The following is a 16222-nucleotide window of genomic DNA, read 5'->3' on the forward strand; positions in this document are numbered from 1 at the left end:
ACCGTGGAGAAAGAATTCCTGTGAACTCGACCAATCGCACCGTGGTCGTCACCGGTATCGGCGCAACCACACCGCTGGGTGGCGACGTGGCCTCGACCTGGGAGGGTCTGGTGGCCGGGCGTTCCGGTGTCCGTCTCCTCCAGGAGGAGTGGGCGGCGGACCTGCCGGTCCGTATCGCCGCCCGGGTCGCCGTGGAACCGGGCGAGGTGCTGCCTCGCCCGCAGGCCCGCAAGCTGGACCGTTCGGCGCAGTTCGCGCTGGTCGCGGCCCAGGAGGCGTGGCGGGACGCGGGCTTCACCGCGAAGGCCGGTGAGGACGTGTCCGTCGATCCCGACCGGCTGGGCGCGGTGATCGCGTCGGGTATCGGCGGGGTGACGACGCTTCTCGACCAGTACGACGTGCTGAAGGAGAAGGGTGTCCGCCGGGTGTCGCCGCACACGGTGCCGATGCTGATGCCGAACTCCCCGGCGGCGAACGTGGGGATCGAGCTGGGCGCGCGGGCCGGGGTGCACACCCCGGTGTCGGCGTGCGCGTCGGGCGCGGAGGCCATCGGGTACGCCATCGAGATGATCCGCACGGGCCGTGCGGACGTCGTGGTGGCCGGTGGTACGGAGGCGTCGATCCATCCGCTGCCGATCGTCGCGTTCGGCAACATGATGGCGATGTCGAAGAGCAACGACAACCCGGAAGGGGCCTCGCGTCCGTACGACGCGGACCGCAACGGGTTCGTGATGGGCGAGGGCGCGGGCGTCGTCGTCCTGGAGTCCGAGGAGCACGCGAAGGCCCGGGGTGCCCGGATCTACGCGGAGGCCGTCGGCCAGGGCATCTCGTCGGACGCGCACCACATCACGCAGCCGGAGCCCTCCGGCAGCGGGATCGCGCGCGCGCTGCACCATCTGATGGACGCGTCGGATCTGAAGCCGGCGGAGATCGTGCATGTGAACGCGCACGCGACGTCCACCCCGCAGGGTGATGTCGCGGAGGTCAAGGCGCTGCGGAAGGTGTTCGGCGACGATGTCGACCACATGGCGATCTCGGCGACGAAGTCGATGACGGGGCATCTGCTGGGGGGCGCGGGCGGGGTCGAGACCGTGGCGTCGGTCCTGGCGCTGTACCACCGGACGGCTCCGCCGACGATCAACATCGACAATCTTGATCCCGAGGTCGAGGCGGATGTGGTGCGGGGGGAGGCCCGGGCGTTGCCGCCGGGGCGGATCGCCGCGTTGAACGACTCGTTCGGGTTCGGTGGGCACAACGTCGTGCTGGCGTTTCGATCGGTCTAGCCGGCGCTTCGCGCCTGCTGCCCGTGGTGCAGGGGCCTCCGCCTGGTGGTGGGGGTCCCTTTCGCCGTCCTCGGGGGGCCTGGCGGGGGCCGGGGTTTCCTCGGCTGGGCGCGGTTGGCCCGGTGCGGGGGCCTGGCGGGGCCCTGGGTTTCCTCGGCTGAGCGCGGTTGGCCCTGTGCGGGTCGTTCGTGGGTGCGCAGTTCCCCGCGCCCCTGGATGCTGCCCCACTCGGGGGTTCTACGGGTGCGGGTGCGCTCTCGCGTTTTGCGCAGTTCCCCGCGCCCCTGGGAGGTGCCCCACTCGGAGGTTATTCGGGTGCGGGTGCGTCCTCGCGTTTTTGCGCAGTTCCCCGCGCCCCTGGGGGCTGCCCCACTCGGTAGTCCTACGGGTGCGGGTGCGCCCTCGTGATCTGCGCGGTTGGCCGCGCGACCGGTCCGTGGTGCTCAGACGACCTGGTGGAGCCAGCGGACGGGGGCGCCTTCGCCCGCGTAGCGGAAGGGTTCGAGTTCGTCATCCCAGGGTTTGCCGAGGAGTTTGGCGATCTCGGCCTCCAGGTCGGTCTCGTCGCGCTGGGAGCGGGCGAGGGCGGCGCGCAGGCGGTCCTCGGGGATGAGGATGTCGCCGTGGATGCCGGTGACGGCGTGGAAGATGCCGAGGTCGGGGGTGGAGCTGTAGCGCTCGCCCTCGGCGCTGGCGCAGGGTTCCGAGGTGACCTCGAAGCGCAGCAGGTCCCAGCCGCGCAGCGCGGAGGCGAGTTTGGAGGCGGTGCCGACCTCGCCCCGCCAGGAGAACTCGGACCGCCAGGTGCCCGGTGCGGCGGGCTGCCTGATCCAGTCGAGGTTGACGCGCGCTCCGAGTACGCCCGCTACCGCCCATTCGACGTGCGGGCACAGCGCGCGCGGTGCGGAGTGCACGTACAGGACTCCACGTGTCGTCACCGGGACCTCCAGGGTGGGGCGAGGGTCGCCTGGTCCGGCGGCCTCGCGCCCGTGCCGAGCGATTTTTCCTCAGAACCAGCGGAAAGCCAATGAAAACAGACAGATGTGACGTGATGTAATTTACCGGAACCTCAGCTGCTCGGTGCCACGGGGACGGCAAGCCCGCCCTGTCACGGCCTGGAGGGGCAGTGACGGGCACCTCGGGGCCGAGGCTACCGTGCGGCGGGGCGCGGAGGGTGACGTACCGTCGGTCCCGCCCGTCGCGAGCCCCGGGCTTTCACTCTCGGGGACGTGCCCCGGACACCCGGTCGGAGGTGCCGGCCACGGCTTCCGCGGGGTGTCGCGGGTCATGGTTTTCCTGGCGGCTCAACCCTGGGGGCCGTCAGCACGTCGTGCAAGGCGACAGAGGGGAGCCGGAGATGCGCAGGCGTAGACACCGTCCAGGCCCGGCCGGCCGGGGTTCGCGGAAGGCCGTGGTGACGGCCGCGGCGGTGCTGGCGGGGGTCGTGGGACTGAGCGGTTGCGACGCGGTGGGCGGTGACGAGCCCGCTCCGTTCAGCGCGTCGGACAAGGCGAAACCGAAGCGGCTGTGGGACCGCAGTCCCCGGTCGATGGCGGCGATCGGGGACTCGATCACCCGGGCGTTCGACGCCTGCTCGGTGCTGTCGGACTGTCCGGAGGCGTCCTGGGCGACCGGTTCCGACGCGACGGTCCGCAGTCTGGCGGTCCGGCTGCTGGGCCGGACGGGTGCGGAGCGGCGGAGCTGGAACTACGCGCGGACCGGGGCCCGGATGGTGGATCTGCCGGAGCAGATGCGGCAGGCGGCGGCGCACAAGCCGGGGCTGGTGACGGTGCTGGCGGGGGCCAATGACGCGTGCCGGTCGTCGGTGGCGGCGATGACCCCGGTGGAGGACTTCCGCGCGGACTTCGAGCAGGCGATGCGCACGCTCCGGCGGACGTCGCCCACGTCCCAGGTGTACGTGGCGAGCGTGCCGGACCTGAAGCGGCTGTGGGAGGCGGGCCGGGGGAACGCGCTGGGCAAGGAGGTGTGGAAGCTGGGGATCTGCCCGTCGATGCTGAAGGACTCGGACGCGCTGGACAGCAAGTCGCAGGCGCGGCGGGACCGGGTGCGGGAGCAGGTGGTGCGGTACAACACGGCCCTCAAGGAGGTCTGTGCGAAGGATCTGCGGTGCCGTTACGACGGGGGCGCGGTGTTCGGGTACCGGTTCGACGACACGCAGCTGAGCACCTGGGACTGGTTCCACCCCAGCAAGGACGGTCAGTCGCGGCTGGCGGAGATCGCCTACCGGAAGGTGACCTCCCGTACGCCGCCCGCGTCCTGACAGTGTCCGAGTCCTGACGGGCGCGGGGCATGTGCGGTGTGCCGGGGGTGGGCCGCGCGGGGCCCGGTGCGGGCGCCGCGCGGTCCCGTTCTCAGACCTTGAGGTCCGCCCGCAGCCGCAGGTCGGCGACGGAGCGGCCCGCTTCGACGGTGTACGGGCCGTCCGCGAGGTACCAGCCCACGGTCTGCTCGTCCCAGACCTCGAACGCGCGGCGGGCCACGGTGATCACGGCTTCGGCCGTCCCGCCGGGCGCCGCCTCGACCCCGGCGAATCCCGCGAGGCGGCGGGCGGGCCGTCCGTGGCGGGCCGGGTCGGCGGGGGCGAGGTACACCTGGACGACCTCGCGTCCGGCGCGGAGCCCGGTGTTGCGGACCCGTACCCGTACGGTGAGCGCGTCGGGCGCCTCGCCCTCGACGGTGAGCGACTCGTAGGTCCAGTCGGTGTAGCCGAGGCCGTGTCCGAAGGGGTGGACGGGCCGGGCTCCGGCGCGTTCCCAGGCGGTGTACCCGATGAACACGTCCTCCGTGTAGTCGAGGACGCCGTTCTCGGGGACCACCCGGGTGACCGGGGTGTCGGCGAGGGTGCCCCAGGTGGTGGGCAGGCGTCCGCCGGGCTCCTCGGCGCCGAGGAGGACGTCGGCGAGTGCGGCGCCGCCCTCCTGGCCGGGGAACCAGGTCAGCAGGACGGCCGGTACGTCGCTCTGCCAGGGGAGTTCCACGGGGGCCCCGGAGTTGACGACGACCACGGTCCGGGGGTTGGCGGCGGCGACGGCGCGGACGAGTTCGTCCTGGTGGCCGGGCAGGGCGAGGCCGGTGCGGTCGAAGCCCTCGGACTCGACGCGTTCGGTGGTGGCGACGACCACGACGGCGGTGTCGGCGGCGCGGGCCGCGCGGACGGCCTCCGCGACGAGGTCGGCGGGGTCGCGGCGGGGTCCGAGGTGCAGCAGGGAGAACACCACCCCGGCCAGTGGGGCGGAGGTGTTCGCCTTGGGGGTGAACCGCAGGGACACCGGGACGTCCACGCCTTCGGTGAGGGTGACGTGGCCGCGTTCCCTCGCCTCGCCGAAGAACGCGGCGAAGGGGTCGTCTCCGGCGCCGGTGGAGTCGTCGCCGGAGTGCAGTTCGCGGCCGTCGACGGTGAGGGTGAGGGCGCCGTGGCCGCGGGTGCCGAAGGTGTGCTCGCCGGACTCGCGGGGGGTGAACGTCCCGGTGATCTCGACGCTGTGCAGGGCGTCGTGGGTGACACCGTCGGGCAGGTCGTCACCGAGCCACTGGACGTGTCCGCCCGGCAGACCGGCGGTGGCGAGGACGGTGCCGTCGGCGGCGCGGCAGATCGCCTGGAGCGCGAAGCCCGCCGCGGCGGGGTCGAGTTCGTCGTTGGGGTCGGCGCCGACGGAGTAGCTGAGGTTCCCTTCGGGGAGGGCCGCGGTGAGGCCGTCGAGGGGGGAGACGATCCGGTCGGGGAAGACGGTGGCGGAGCCGCCGCCGAGGACCCGGGCGTCGCGGGCGGCGGCGCCGATCAGGGCGATCCGCCCCCCGGCGGCGATCGGCAGGACCGGGGCGGCAGCGGCCGTGCCGGTACCGGGTGCGGTCCCGGTCGGGGTGCCGGGGACCGGCTCGTTGCGGACGAGGACGAAGCCGCGGCGGGCGATCTCCCTGGCCAGGGCGCGGCCGTCGACGGTCGCGGGCGGCTCGGTGACGACGGGTTCGGCGCCGTCCAGCGCGCCGGTGCGGGCGGCGAGCAGCAGGACCCGCCGGACGGCCCGGTCGACATGGGCCACGTCGATGTCCCCCGCGCGGACCGCGGCGGCCAGCGTGTCCCCGTAGACGGTCCGGGGGCCGGGCATCGCGACGTCGAGGCCGCCTTCGAGGGCGGCCTTGGTGTCGCGGGCGGCGAGCCAGTCGGAGACGTTGTACCCGTCGAAGCCCCATTCGCCGCGCAGGACCTCGTTCACGAGGTAGCGGTGCTCGGTCATGGTGGTGCCGTTGACGGAGTTGTAGGCGGTCATGATGCCCCACGGGTGGGCGTTCGCCACCACCGTCTCGAAGGGGGCCAGGTACAGCTCGCGCAGGGCGCGGGCGGAGACCCGGTTGTCGACGGTGAAGCGGTCGGTCTCGGCGTCGTTGGCGACGAAGTGCTTGACGGTGGTGCCGACCCCGCCGGACTGCACGCCCCGCACATATCCGGCGGCGACGGCGCCGGTCAGCAGCGGGTCCTCGCTGTACGCCTCGAAGTGGCGTCCCCCGAGCGGTGAGCGGTGCAGGTTGACGGTCGGCGCGAGCAGGACGTGGACGCCCTTGCGGCGTGCCTCCTGGGCGAGGAGGACTCCGGCGCGGTGGGCGAGGTCCGGGTCCCAGGCGGCGGCGAGCGCGGTCGGTGACGGCAGGGCGATGGACGGGTCGTCGGCGCTCCAGCGCACTCCGCGGACGCCGACCGGGCCGTCCGACATGACCAGGGACCGCAGGCCGATCCCGGGGACGGCGGGCAGCGACCACATGTCCTGTCCGGCGAGGAGTCGCGCCTTGGTGTCCAGGTCGAGCCGGGCGAGCGCGGCGTCGGCGGCGGCCTCCCTGGCCCGGTCGGCCGGGGTGCGGCTGGTGCGGTCCGTCATGGCGTTCCTCCTGGGGGTGGGCGCGGGTCCGGCCCGTTCCGGTCCTTCCATCCTGCACCCGTACCTGTGAATCGGTAGGTTTCGTTATCTTCTCGTTATCAAACGATGTCGTACGGTCCTGGGGACGGCAACGGGCAGCGGAGAGGGGACCGGCGGATGGCGCCCAGGACCAGGAAGGACGCGCGGCGGGCCGAGATCGTCCGGGCCGCGCTGGAGGCGATCGCGGAGCGCGGCTACCGCGGCGCGAGCCTCGCCTCGGTCGCCGAGCGGGTCGGGCTCACCCAGCAGGGGCTGCTGCACTACTTCCCCACCAAGGACGACCTGCTCGTGGCGGTCCTCGCGGAGCGCGACCAGTGGGACTCGGCCCCAGGGTCCGGCTGGCGCGCCGATCTGCTCGCCGCGCTCGTCGAGTACAACGTGATGCGGCCCGGGGTGGTGCAGACGTTCTCCGCGCTGCTCGGGGAGAGCGTCACCGAGGACCATCCGGCGCGCCCGTACTTCACCCTGCGGTACACGAGGGTCCGCGCGGAGATGGCGCGGTCGCTGCGCGGCGAGTACGGGGAGCGGCTGCCGTCCGGGCTCACCCCCGAGCAGGCGGCGCCCCTGCTGGTCGCGGTCATGGACGGTCTCCAGTACCAGTGGCTGCTCGATCCGGAGGCGGTGGACATGGCGGAGGCGTTCCGCGCGTTCCTGACCCTCCTGGGTACGGAGCCCCGTACGGGGAGTTGACCGGGGCGGGGACGGTGCGCGGGGCGGGACCCGGCTGCCGTCCCGGGGGACCTGGGAGCTGGTGCGGGAACTTGTGGGGCTGGTGCGGGGAACTCCCGTACCGCGATACTCACTCCACCCCACAGGCAACGGAGGTCTCACGTGCACGGTTCGACACGGACGGCGACACGTACGGTGGCGCTCGCGGCAGCACTCCTGCTCGGCCTCACCGGCTCCCCCGCGACGGCCGCCCCGGCGGCCGGCGCGGACATCGGCACCCCGACGGCCGAGGAACGGCGGCTCGACCGGGCCGTGCCGCAGGAGATCCTGCGGCGCTCCGGATTCGCCGCGCTCACCCCCGCGTTCGGCCGTGCGCTGGCCTCCGCGGACTCCTACGGCGAGGCGCGGCGGGCCGTCGACCGGCACGGCTCGGCGCTGTGGGACCGCGCGGTGGACCGGGCGCAGGGCCGGGGCCCGGTACGGGGGGACCTGAGCCGGGACGACGACCGGCCGCTGTACTGGGCGCGGCTGGCGATGAGCCGGGAACTGCGCTCCTGGCAGCCTGGGTTCGAGCTGGGCGGGGAGCGGCGGGCGCGGCTCGTCGAGCTGCTGGAGACGGTGTCCCGGGGGCAGGACTCCCTCCGTTTCCCCGAGCGGGACGGTGACCGGCGCGGGGCGGGGGCGCCGCTGCGGATACTGGTGACCGGGTTCGACCCGTTCACCCTCGACCGCGACATCCGGATCAGCAATCCTTCGGGCGCCGCCGCGCTCGCCCTGGACGGCACGGTGATCCGGACCGCGCGGGGGCCCGCGCGGATCGAGACCGCGGTGTTCCCGGTGCGCTGGCAGGACTTCGCGGACGGTGAGGTCGAGCGGACGCTCGGGCCCCATCTCGACGACATCGATCTGCTGACCACCATCAGCCAGGGCCGGGTGGGCCGCTTCGACGTGGAGCGGACCAACGGGGCGTGGCGCGGGGGCTTCCCCGACAACGACAACGTCTCCCGTACGGAGACCGTGCCGGTCGCCGGGCTGACCGGCGTCCAGCCGCAGTGGTCGTCCAGCAGCCTGCCGTACGCGGCGATCGTGGCCGCGCCGACCGGGCGGTTCCCGGTACGGGACAACACGGCCGTGACGGAGATCCCGCTCGGGGGTACGGCGGCGGTGGACCGGGCGGACGGGCCGACGGCGGGGTCCACGGCGCGGGCCGGGGGCGGGGGCAACTATCTGTCCAACGAGATCGCGTACCGGGCGACGCTGCTGCGGGACCGGTTCGGTCCGGCGGGGCTGCCGGTGGGGCATCTGCACACGCCCGTGCTGGAGTTCGGGGCGGGTAACACGGATCCCGTGACCGGGGTGGTGAGCGATCCCGGGCATGTGCGCAACCGCGTCGACATCGTGGCCCAGATCCGCACGGTCCTGACGGTCGCGGTCCGCAGTTCCCCGCGCCCCTAGGTTCCTTCGGCTGGGCGCACCTGTCCCTTTGCGGGTACTGACGGGGGTGCGCAGTTCCTCGCGCCCCTGGATGCTGCCCCTTCGGGCTGTTCGTCGGGTGCGGGTGCGCCCTCGTCTTTTGCGCAGTTCCCCGCGCCCCTTTGGGGGCGCCCGCCTGGGGCTGTCGTCAGTCTGCGGGCTGTCAGCAAGCTGGGCCGGGGTTCAAGCCATCCTCCTCGCGCAGTCGCTCGGCTGCGGGAGGGGGTGGGCGGGAATCTCTGCCCGCAGACTCCGATGCTCTTCAGCAGAGCTAGGGGAACGTCCGACCGAGCGCGTTGGAGCGAGGACGGAGAATCCCGACCGGCCCCGACCCGAAGAACAAACAGAACGCGCCCCAAAGGGGCGCGGGGAACTGCGCAAACCCACCGAGCGACGGCACAGGAACAATCGCGCCCAGCCGGACAGACCTCAGAAGCGAGAACTACGCCGCGTCCGCCACCGAGCCGGACGGCTTCTGGTCCTCGCCCATCAGGTCCCGTGCCATCATCGTCGCCCCCGCGACCGCCCCGGGCATCAGGAACACCGCGACGAACGGCACGAGGAAGGCCAGCGCCAGCGGCGTACCGAAGCCCCAGACCATCATGCGGCGGTCCCGCAGCATCTGAAGACGCGTACGGACATTGATGCGGCGCCGCTGAAGGGCGACCGCGGTCAGCTCCTCCGTGAGGAAGAAGCCGGTGACGAGGAACCCGATCACGGGGATCAGCGTCTGCCCGACGACCGGGATGAACCCGAGGCCGAACAGCAGCACGCCCCACACCGCCGCGCGGGCCACGATCCGCAGACTGTCCCGCGCGGAGATCCACAGTTCCTTCCACAGCGGCAGGTCGGACACGGGAGCCGTCCCGTCGGGGGACACGTCCCGGTCGACCTGCTCGGACAGCTCCTCGTAGAAGGGCTGGCCGATGAGCAGCGTCACGGCGGTGAAGGTGACGACGGCCAGCAGCAGCGACAGCCCGAAGAGCAGGGCCGTCAGGAAGCCGCGGAACAGGCCGAGCCAGGGCGAGCCCCAGTCGTCGGCGAACGGGGTCGCCCAGCCCACGAAGTCGTCGCCCCACAGGAACAGGCCCACCAGGGCACCCGCGTAGAGGACGAGCGTCACGAGTCCCGGTATCAGTCCGAGGCCGAACGCCTTGCCGTGGGCGGCGACCCAGCGCTGCCCGCTCACCAAATACTTGAACCCCACCCCAAGATCACGCATAGGCGCACGATACCCGGGGCGGGGCGGGGGTCCTGACGGCCGGGACGCGGCCGTCAGAACACTGTGACGGTCGTGTCGATGCTGTGACGGGCGGGCCCGGTCAGCTGTCGAGGGTGACGATCATCTTGCCCGTGTTGTCGCCGCGCAGCACCCCGAGGAACGCCTCCAGCGTGTTCTCGATGCCGTGGACGACGGTCTCGCGGTACTTCAGCTCCCCGGACCGCACCCAGCCGCCGACCTCCTGGACGAACTCCGGCTGGAGGTCGTAGTGGTCGCCGACGAGGAAGCCCTGGATACGGCCCCGGGTCTGGATCAGCCGGGCGAGGTTGCGGGGGCCGGGGGACGCCTCGGTGTCGTTGTAGACGGAGATCGCTCCGCAGATCGCGATGCGGCCGTCCCGGTTGAGGCTGCCGATCGCCGCTTCGAGGTGGTCGCCGCCGACATTGTCGAAGTAGACGTCGACGCCGTCGGGCGCCGCGGCCTTCAGCTGTTCGTGGACGGGGCCGTTCTTGTAGTTGAACGCGGCGTCGAACCCGTACTCCTCGGTGAGGAGGCGTACCTTCTCGTCGGAGCCCGCGGAGCCGATGACCCGGCCCGCGCCCTTGAGCCGGGCGATCTGGCCGACCTGGGAGCCGACGGCCCCGGCCGCGCCGGAGACGAAGACGGTGTCGCCCTCCTGGAGCGCGGCGACGCGGAGCAGTCCCGCGTACGCGGTGAGACCGGTCATGCCGAGCACACCGAGGTAGGTGCTGAGCGGGGCGAGGCCGGGGTCGACCTTGACGGCGTGGCTCGCGTCGAACACCGCGTACTCCCGCCAGCCGAGGAAGTGCAGGACGTGGTCACCGACCTCGACGCCCTCGTCCCGGGAGGCGACGACCTCGCCGACCGCGCCGCCCAGCATCGGCCGGTCCAGCTCGTACGGGTCGACGTAGGTCTTCACGGCGTTCATCCGGCCCCGCATATAGGGGTCGACCGAGAGATGGAGGTTGCGCACCACGACCTGTCCGGGGCCGGGCTCGGGGATCTCCGTCTCGCGCAGGGCGAAGTCGGAGGGCTGCGGCCAGCCGTGCGGGCGGCTGAGCAGCAGCCATTCACGGGAGGTGGTGGGGGTGGCGGTCATGGGGGGACTCTCCTCCTGGGTCGGGCGGTCGGACGCGCGCTGCCGGGCGAACACACACCGCGCTCCACGCGGTACGTCGTGCGCGGTACCGCACGGGCCGTACTTCACATGGTGAAACTTCACAATCTGAAACAAATACTTGTCTTAATATTTCATGATGTCAAGTATCGGGGTAACCTGATCCGTATGGCCACCGAGCACCGCACCCCGCCCGTCGATCCGCTGACCCTGGAGGTCGTCGAACTGATCGGCGCCGTCGTCGCGCGGTACCACGAGGAGTACGAGGAGGTCGCCGGGCGGCACGCGCTGACCGGGGTGCAGGCCAGGACGCTCGCGCTGCTGTCGCTCGGGCCGCTGCCGATGCGCCGGGTCGCGGAGAGCCTCAAGTGCGAACCGTCGAACATCACCGGCATCGTGGACCGGCTGGAGGTCCGCGGGCTGGTGGAACGCCGCGCGGACCCCGACGACCGGCGGGTGAAGCTGGCGGCTGCCACCCCCGAGGGGCAGCGGCTCGCCCGCGTCCTGCGCGACTCCCTGGACTTCGCCCGGGAACCCCTCGCCGCGCTCTCCGACGCCGAACGGCTCGCCCTGCGCGACCTGCTGCGCCGGATGCTCCCGGTCTGACCGGTCTGACCGGTCCGCCGGGTCCGACTGCTCCGAACGGTCTGACCGGTCCGACCGGCCTGATCGGTCAGGCCGGCGGGAGCGGTCTCGTCTGGGCGGCCCGTGCCGGGGGGTCACGGGCCGCCCCCTGATACGCGCGCCGGGCGCCCGGCGTTCACCGGAGCCCGGAGCCGGGGTCGGAGCACAGGCCGACCCCCGTACCGGCGCCCGGCCGGAACCCAGGCCCGGGCACGGGCCGGAACACGGGCCGGGCGTCAGGTCCAGGTGCCGAGTTCGCCGCGCAACCGCTGCGCGCGCAGGACGAGTTCGAGTTCGAACCGGCGGTCCGGGTCGTCGATCTCGTCGCCCCACAGCTCCCTGATCTGCCGCAGCCGGTAGCGCACGGTCTGCGGATGGACGCCGAGCCGGCCGGCGACCTCGGGGGCGCCGCCCCGGGTCTCCAGCCAGGCGAGCAGGGTCTCCGCGAGCCGCCGCCCATGGGTGCGTCCGCAGTCGGCGAGCGGGGCGAGGGCCCGGCGGGCGAGGTCGTCGATCAGTTCCTCGGGCTGGAGCAGCACCAGGGCCTGGGTGTGCTCCGTGCACAGCAGCACCTCCCCGGTGGGCAGCAGTCCGCGTTCCATCAGCCGGACGGCCGCCTCGGCCCAGCGCAGCGACTTCGCCGCGTCGACCAGCGGCACCGGCGGACCGATCGCGCCGGACCAGCCGGTCATCGCCCGGCGCAGCAGTTCCGGGCGGCCCGCCGCGTCCGGTTCGGGCACGACCACCCGGGGCAGTTCCGCCTCCATGTCCAGCAGCACGCCCTGGCCGACGGCCGGCGCCACCGCTTCCCGCGCGGGCCGCAGCAGCACACCCGCGGCGACCGTCGTGGGCAGCGGCCAGCCGATCCGCGCGGCGCGCTCCGCGAGGGCGGCGGCGAACTCGGGCGGTCCGTGCGGGCCGTGCGCGGCCTCGGGACCGGCCGGGGAACGGACGCGTTCGGCGAGCAGGAGTTCCATCAGCTTGCGCTGGAGCCGCAGCCGCTCCCCCGCCTGCCGGGCGGCGGCCTCCGCGTAGCCCCGCACCGACTGGTCGACGAGTCCGTCGAGGTACTCGTAGCCCGCGTCGGCGAGTTCGTACATGGCGGGCGGCGGGATGTCGACGCGCTGGCCGATCTCCGCGAGGCGGCGCCACGCGAGCCGGACGCCCATCCGGTAGATCGCCTGGAGCGAGTCGAGGGTGCGCCCGCCGAGTCCCTCGCCGCGGCCGAAGTCCTGGAAGACCTCGGGATGGACCCGGGGCCGGTCCTCGGGGGAATCCAGATGCTGGACGAAGACCTCGATGGCGCGGCGGATGCCGACGAGGGACTTGGGCTCGCCGGAGTCGTCGAGGATGACGGGCAGATGGGGGTACTCACGGCGGATCTCGCCGAGGATCTCCTCGGCGAGGACGGGCACCTCGGCCATGGCGAGCGCGGCGAACTGCCGCACCTGGGTCCGGGGCACGTCGTGCCAGGCCGACAGCGGTCCCCCGGGGTGCGGGCCGGGGCCGGGCGGCACGGGGCCGGCCGGTGCGCCCGGTGGTCCGGGGGTGCCCCGGCGAGCCGGGGACGGGGAGGGGACGACGGCCACGGGTCAGCGCTCCTGCGGGGCCGTCTCGTACGTCACGAGCGGGGTGTTGGGCTGTTCGGGGGTGGCGTCGAGCAGTGCCACGACACCGACGGCGGTGCCCGCGGCTAGGGCGGCGGCGACCACGACGGTGATCGTGGCGGCGAGCAGTCTGGGCATGTGCTGGGTCCAGCCTCTCCGGTCGAAAGGTCGTCCCCACCCTGGAAGATCCACACGATCCATGATCCGTACGCTGTGCGCCGCTGGTCACAGGCTTGAGGGCCATCGGCCGTCCTGTGGCGACGCGTGCCGGTCCCGTCCGGCTGGGGTCAGTCTCGACAAGCATTGACACCTAGTCAAGGGTGCGCCTACGGTTCCCGGCCCATAACGCGCCCTCGCTTTTCCTCGCCGCGCGCTCACGCTCCGTCACCTCGTGACGGCGTCCTCCTTCGATCCACCTCACCGTGTCGAGCTGTCCCGACCCCTCCCCTGGAGTGCCCGGATGCGACGTACCGCCTCACCCCTGTCCCTCGTCCTGCTCGGCGCAGGCACCTTCCTGCTGGTGCTCGCCGCGATGCTCGCCTGGTACGTGGAACCGCGTGCCCAGCGCACCCCCATAGACACCGACGTCACCACTGTCTTCGCAGGTCAGGGCAGCTACTTCGATACGAAGAAGGTCAAGACCGTCAAGGGCACACCGCTCACCATCACCCGTAAGGTGCGCGGCGACGTGGCCGACAGCGAGAAGAGCGGCCGGGCCATCTGGGACGTCGCGACGAGCGTCGACACGGACGCCTCGCTGCCGGCCGCCGATCCGCACGACGCGCTCCAGTGGACGCTGGAACGCTGGGTGACCGACCGGAAGACCAACCGTCCGGTCCACTGCTGCGAGGAGAGCCCCTATTTCGAGGGCGAGGCGTATCTGAAGTTCCCGTTCGGCGTGGAGAAGCGCTCGTACAGCTGGTGGGACAACACGCTCGGCGGGACCGTGCAGCTCGCCTACCAGGGCACGAAGAAGATCCAGGGCCATGAGGGATACCGGTTCACGGCGAAGGTCGACGCGGTGAAGACCGGCACACGGCAGGTGCCCGGAATGCTCGTCGGGCAGCCCGCGCGGGGCCAGGTGCTGGCCGAGGAGTGGTACGCCAACCACGGCATCGAACTGGTCGCCGACCAGCGCACGGGCCGCATCCTGTTCGCGGCGATCGGCCCCCGCAAGACGCTGCGGGCGCCCGGCGGGGACACCGACGAGGTGGTGCTGCTGGAGAGCGAGCGCATCGCGTTCACGAAGGACACCCAGAAGAAGCAGGTCGAGCTGGCCGCCGCGGACGGACGCAGGCTGGTCCTGGTGGGGCTGACGGTGCCGGTGGGGGCGGGGGTGCTGGGCCTGCTGCTCGCCGCCGCGGGCACGGTGCTCGTCGTCCGGGGGCGCCGGAAGGACGACGAGGCGGCTCCGGCGGCCGAACTGTCACCCAGCTGAGGGGGTACGGGGGGTAACAGGTGCCGAACTTGTCACCTCGGTGAGTAGCCGCAGCGAACGGCTGGGCGAAAACTGTCCATCCCACCCAACACCATCCGTGCAGCACCCCAGCACATTCGAGCACGACCCCGTCCCGTACCGGGGTCCGCTCGCCCCGTTCCGAACCGTTCCGAACCGTTCCGTGACCTCGGTGCGACCCGTACCGACCGCCCTCGCCGTTTCCCGTACGGCGTCCGGCGTTCCGTACCGCGCCGCACCGCCCGCCCCTCTCCACCCGTACCGCCCATCCCCACCCGTACCGCTCGGAGTACCCGACCGGTGCCGGGACCGCGCCGCACCCTCTTCCCCCCGGGGCGCGGTCCCGGCACCGCGGTGTCATGCACCGCACAGAAACGGCGAACCCGCCGGACCGCGAACCACCGCCCGTCACCGCACCGCACCGCACCGCTCAGCACGGCACGGCACGGCACCACCGCACCACCCGCACCGCTCACGACCGCACCGCACCGCACCACCACCGCACCGCACCGCACCGCACCGCACCGACCCCGTTCGTCGACCGTCCCCACGGTTGCTCACCCCGAGACGAGTTGGAGCACCACATGCCCCAGCACGTGCCCGCTTCGCCGCGCACGGCCGCACCGCGGTCCGCGCAGCCACCGGCGGCGCCGCCCGCAACGCCCCGCCGCATCGTGTTCCTCACCCGTCGTGACCTCGGCAACCCGGCCGCCGGGGGCTCCGAACTGCTCGTCGACAAACTCGCCGACGGCCTCACCCGGCTCGGGCACCAGGTGACCCTGGTGTGCGGCGGGCCGGCCGCCCGCCGCGACTACCGGGTCGTGTCGGCGGGCGGCGACCTCGGTCACTATCTGCGGGCCCGCCGGACCCTGGCCCGCCAGGTCGGTGACTGCGATCTGCTGGTCGAGGTGTGCAACGGCATGCCCTACCTGGCGCCGCTCTGGCACCGGGGTCCCACCCTCTGTCTGGTCAACCACGTCCACACCGATCTGTGGGACATGCGCTTCGGCGGGGGTCCCCTCGCCCCCGCCGGACGGCTCGGCCGCAAGCTGGAGCACTGGGCGCTGCGGGAGGGCCAGCGGCGCAATCTGATGGTCGCCGTGTCGTCCTCCACCGCCGACGCGCTGGGCGACATCGGCGTGGAACGCGACCGCGTCCGGGTCGTCCACAACGGGGTCGAGGAACCGGGACCCCAACTCCCCCGCTCCGGCGAGCCGCTGTTCCTCGCGATGGGACGGCTCGTCGAGTACAAGCGGATCGATCTGCTGCTGCGGCTGTGGGAGCGGGTCCGGCCGGTGACCGGCGGCCGGCTCGTCATCGTCGGGGACGGCCCCGAACGCGCCCGGCTGGAACGGATGGCCGGTCCCGGGGTCGAGTTCGCCGGACATGTCACGGAGGCGGAGAAGCACCGTCTGCTGTGCGCGGCCTGGCTGTTGCTGCATCCCTCGGCCGTCGAGGGCTGGGGGCTGGTGGTCACCGAGGCGGCGATGTGCTCGACCCCGACCGTCGGCTTCGACGTACCCGGGCTGCGGGACTCCGTCGACGACGGGGTGACCGGAGTGCTCGCCCGGGGCGAGAGCTCGTTCGCCGCCGCCTGGTGCTCGCTGGCCCTCAGCGAGCGGCGGCGGGCGTCGATGGGCGCCGCCGCGCGTGAGCGGGCCGCCGGTTACACGTGGGCGAACACGGTGCGCGCGTTCCGGGACGTGGCCGTGGAGGCCGCGACCGGACAGCGCCCCGCCCCCGTGACGGCGTCCGCGCCGATCCCCGCGCCCGTACCGGTGGCGACCGTACCCGCCGCACGAATCCCGTCCGGCGGGCC

At 72.8% G+C, this 16222-nt stretch carries 12 protein-coding genes and 1 pseudogene; 7 read left to right on the forward strand and 6 right to left on the reverse strand.

The annotated features are described in order from the left end of the window. Nucleotides 1-20: 20 nt before the first annotated feature. Nucleotides 21-1283: a beta-ketoacyl-ACP synthase II gene (gene fabF / locus AB852_RS31005; RefSeq protein ID WP_073793546.1), complete on the forward strand. Its 1263-nt coding sequence runs from the start codon at nt 21-23 to the stop codon at nt 1281-1283. 443 nt (nt 1284-1726) lie between these two features. On the opposite strand, the gene AB852_RS31010 is transcribed toward fabF, so the two are convergent. Continuing rightward, nucleotides 1727-2221 (reverse strand): DUF3145 domain-containing protein, encoded by a 495-nt coding sequence (locus AB852_RS31010; protein WP_073793547.1) that lies wholly within the window; start codon nt 2219-2221, stop codon nt 1727-1729. A 419-nt stretch (nt 2222-2640) separates the two neighbouring features. Here AB852_RS31010 and AB852_RS31015 point away from each other — a divergent pair, with 419 nt between their 5' ends. Next, nucleotides 2641-3564 carry an SGNH/GDSL hydrolase family protein gene (locus AB852_RS31015; protein WP_073793548.1) on the forward strand — a complete coding sequence of 308 codons (924 nt, stop codon included), beginning with the start codon at nt 2641-2643 and terminating at the stop codon, nt 3562-3564. Between the two features lie 91 nt (nt 3565-3655). Here the strand turns inward: AB852_RS31015 and AB852_RS31020 are convergent, their stop codons facing one another. Next, the gene (locus tag AB852_RS31020) at nt 3656-6175 is read right to left on the reverse strand and encodes a glycoside hydrolase family 3 protein (protein WP_073793549.1); all 2520 of its coding nucleotides are present in this window, start codon (nt 6173-6175) and stop codon (nt 3656-3658) included. A gap of 156 nt (nt 6176-6331) precedes the next feature. On the opposite strand from AB852_RS31020, the gene AB852_RS31025 reads away from it, so the two are divergent. Continuing rightward, a complete protein-coding gene (locus AB852_RS31025) occupies nt 6332-6904 on the forward strand; it encodes a TetR/AcrR family transcriptional regulator (RefSeq protein ID WP_073793550.1) in 573 nt (190 codons plus the stop codon). A gap of 141 nt (nt 6905-7045) precedes the next feature. Then, nucleotides 7046-8338 carry a pyroglutamyl-peptidase I gene (locus tag AB852_RS31030; RefSeq protein ID WP_073793551.1) on the forward strand — a complete coding sequence of 431 codons (1293 nt, stop codon included), beginning with the start codon at nt 7046-7048 and terminating at the stop codon, nt 8336-8338. A gap of 460 nt (nt 8339-8798) precedes the next feature. Here AB852_RS31030 and AB852_RS31035 read toward each other — a convergent pair whose 3' ends face one another. Beyond that, the gene (locus AB852_RS31035) at nt 8799-9578 is read right to left on the reverse strand and encodes an EI24 domain-containing protein (protein ID WP_073793552.1); all 780 of its coding nucleotides are present in this window, start codon (nt 9576-9578) and stop codon (nt 8799-8801) included. 100 nt (nt 9579-9678) lie between these two features. Further along, on the reverse strand, nt 9679-10698 hold the full coding sequence (locus AB852_RS31040) for an NADP-dependent oxidoreductase (RefSeq protein WP_073794210.1): 1020 nt from the start codon (nt 10696-10698) through the stop codon (nt 9679-9681). 186 nt (nt 10699-10884) lie between these two features. Here AB852_RS31040 and AB852_RS31045 point away from each other — a divergent pair, with 186 nt between their 5' ends. Continuing rightward, entirely contained in the window at nt 10885-11322 is a 438-nt protein-coding gene (locus tag AB852_RS31045) for a MarR family winged helix-turn-helix transcriptional regulator (RefSeq protein ID WP_073793553.1), read from the forward strand. A gap of 254 nt (nt 11323-11576) precedes the next feature. Here the strand turns inward: AB852_RS31045 and AB852_RS31050 are convergent, their stop codons facing one another. Beyond that, complete coding sequence (locus AB852_RS31050) at nt 11577-12857, reverse strand: PucR-like N-terminal domain-containing protein (protein ID WP_073794213.1); 1281 nt, start codon at nt 12855-12857, stop codon at nt 11577-11579. Between the two features lie 75 nt (nt 12858-12932). Further along, nucleotides 12933-13085, reverse strand: coding sequence for a hypothetical protein (locus AB852_RS40055; protein WP_178391163.1), 153 nt, complete (start codon nt 13083-13085; stop codon nt 12933-12935). 322 nt (nt 13086-13407) lie between these two features. On the opposite strand from AB852_RS40055, the gene pgfA reads away from it, so the two are divergent. Then, on the forward strand, nt 13408-14385 hold the full coding sequence (gene pgfA / locus AB852_RS31055) for a cell envelope lipid trafficking protein PgfA (protein ID WP_073793554.1): 978 nt from the start codon (nt 13408-13410) through the stop codon (nt 14383-14385). A gap of 602 nt (nt 14386-14987) precedes the next feature. Then, nucleotides 14988-16139, forward strand: a pseudogene (locus AB852_RS31060) (glycosyltransferase family 4 protein); the annotation flags it as partial. Between the last annotated feature and the right edge of the window lie 83 nt (nt 16140-16222).

It is taken from the genome of Streptomyces uncialis (genome assembly GCF_001905345.1).
Taxonomy (GTDB): Bacteria; Actinomycetota; Actinomycetes; order Streptomycetales; family Streptomycetaceae; genus Streptomyces; species Streptomyces uncialis.

What these genes read in the sequence shown, in the direction of transcription:
- AB852_RS31045 (WP_073793553.1), top strand. Translation starts at nt 10,885, where the DNA reads ATGGCCACCGAGCACCGCACCCCGCCCGTCGATCCGCTGACCCTGGAG.
- AB852_RS40055 (WP_178391163.1), bottom strand. Translation starts at nt 13,085, where the DNA reads ATGCCCAGACTGCTCGCCGCCACGATCACCGTCGTGGTCGCCGCCGCC.
- AB852_RS31015 (WP_073793548.1), top strand. Translation starts at nt 2,641, where the DNA reads ATGCGCAGGCGTAGACACCGTCCAGGCCCGGCCGGCCGGGGTTCGCGG.
- AB852_RS31020 (WP_073793549.1), bottom strand. Translation starts at nt 6,175, where the DNA reads ATGACGGACCGCACCAGCCGCACCCCGGCCGACCGGGCCAGGGAGGCC.
- AB852_RS31035 (WP_073793552.1), bottom strand. Translation starts at nt 9,578, where the DNA reads ATGCGTGATCTTGGGGTGGGGTTCAAGTATTTGGTGAGCGGGCAGCGC.
- AB852_RS31025 (WP_073793550.1), top strand. Translation starts at nt 6,332, where the DNA reads ATGGCGCCCAGGACCAGGAAGGACGCGCGGCGGGCCGAGATCGTCCGG.
- pgfA (WP_073793554.1), top strand. Translation starts at nt 13,408, where the DNA reads ATGCGACGTACCGCCTCACCCCTGTCCCTCGTCCTGCTCGGCGCAGGC.
- AB852_RS31040 (WP_073794210.1), bottom strand. Translation starts at nt 10,698, where the DNA reads ATGACCGCCACCCCCACCACCTCCCGTGAATGGCTGCTGCTCAGCCGC.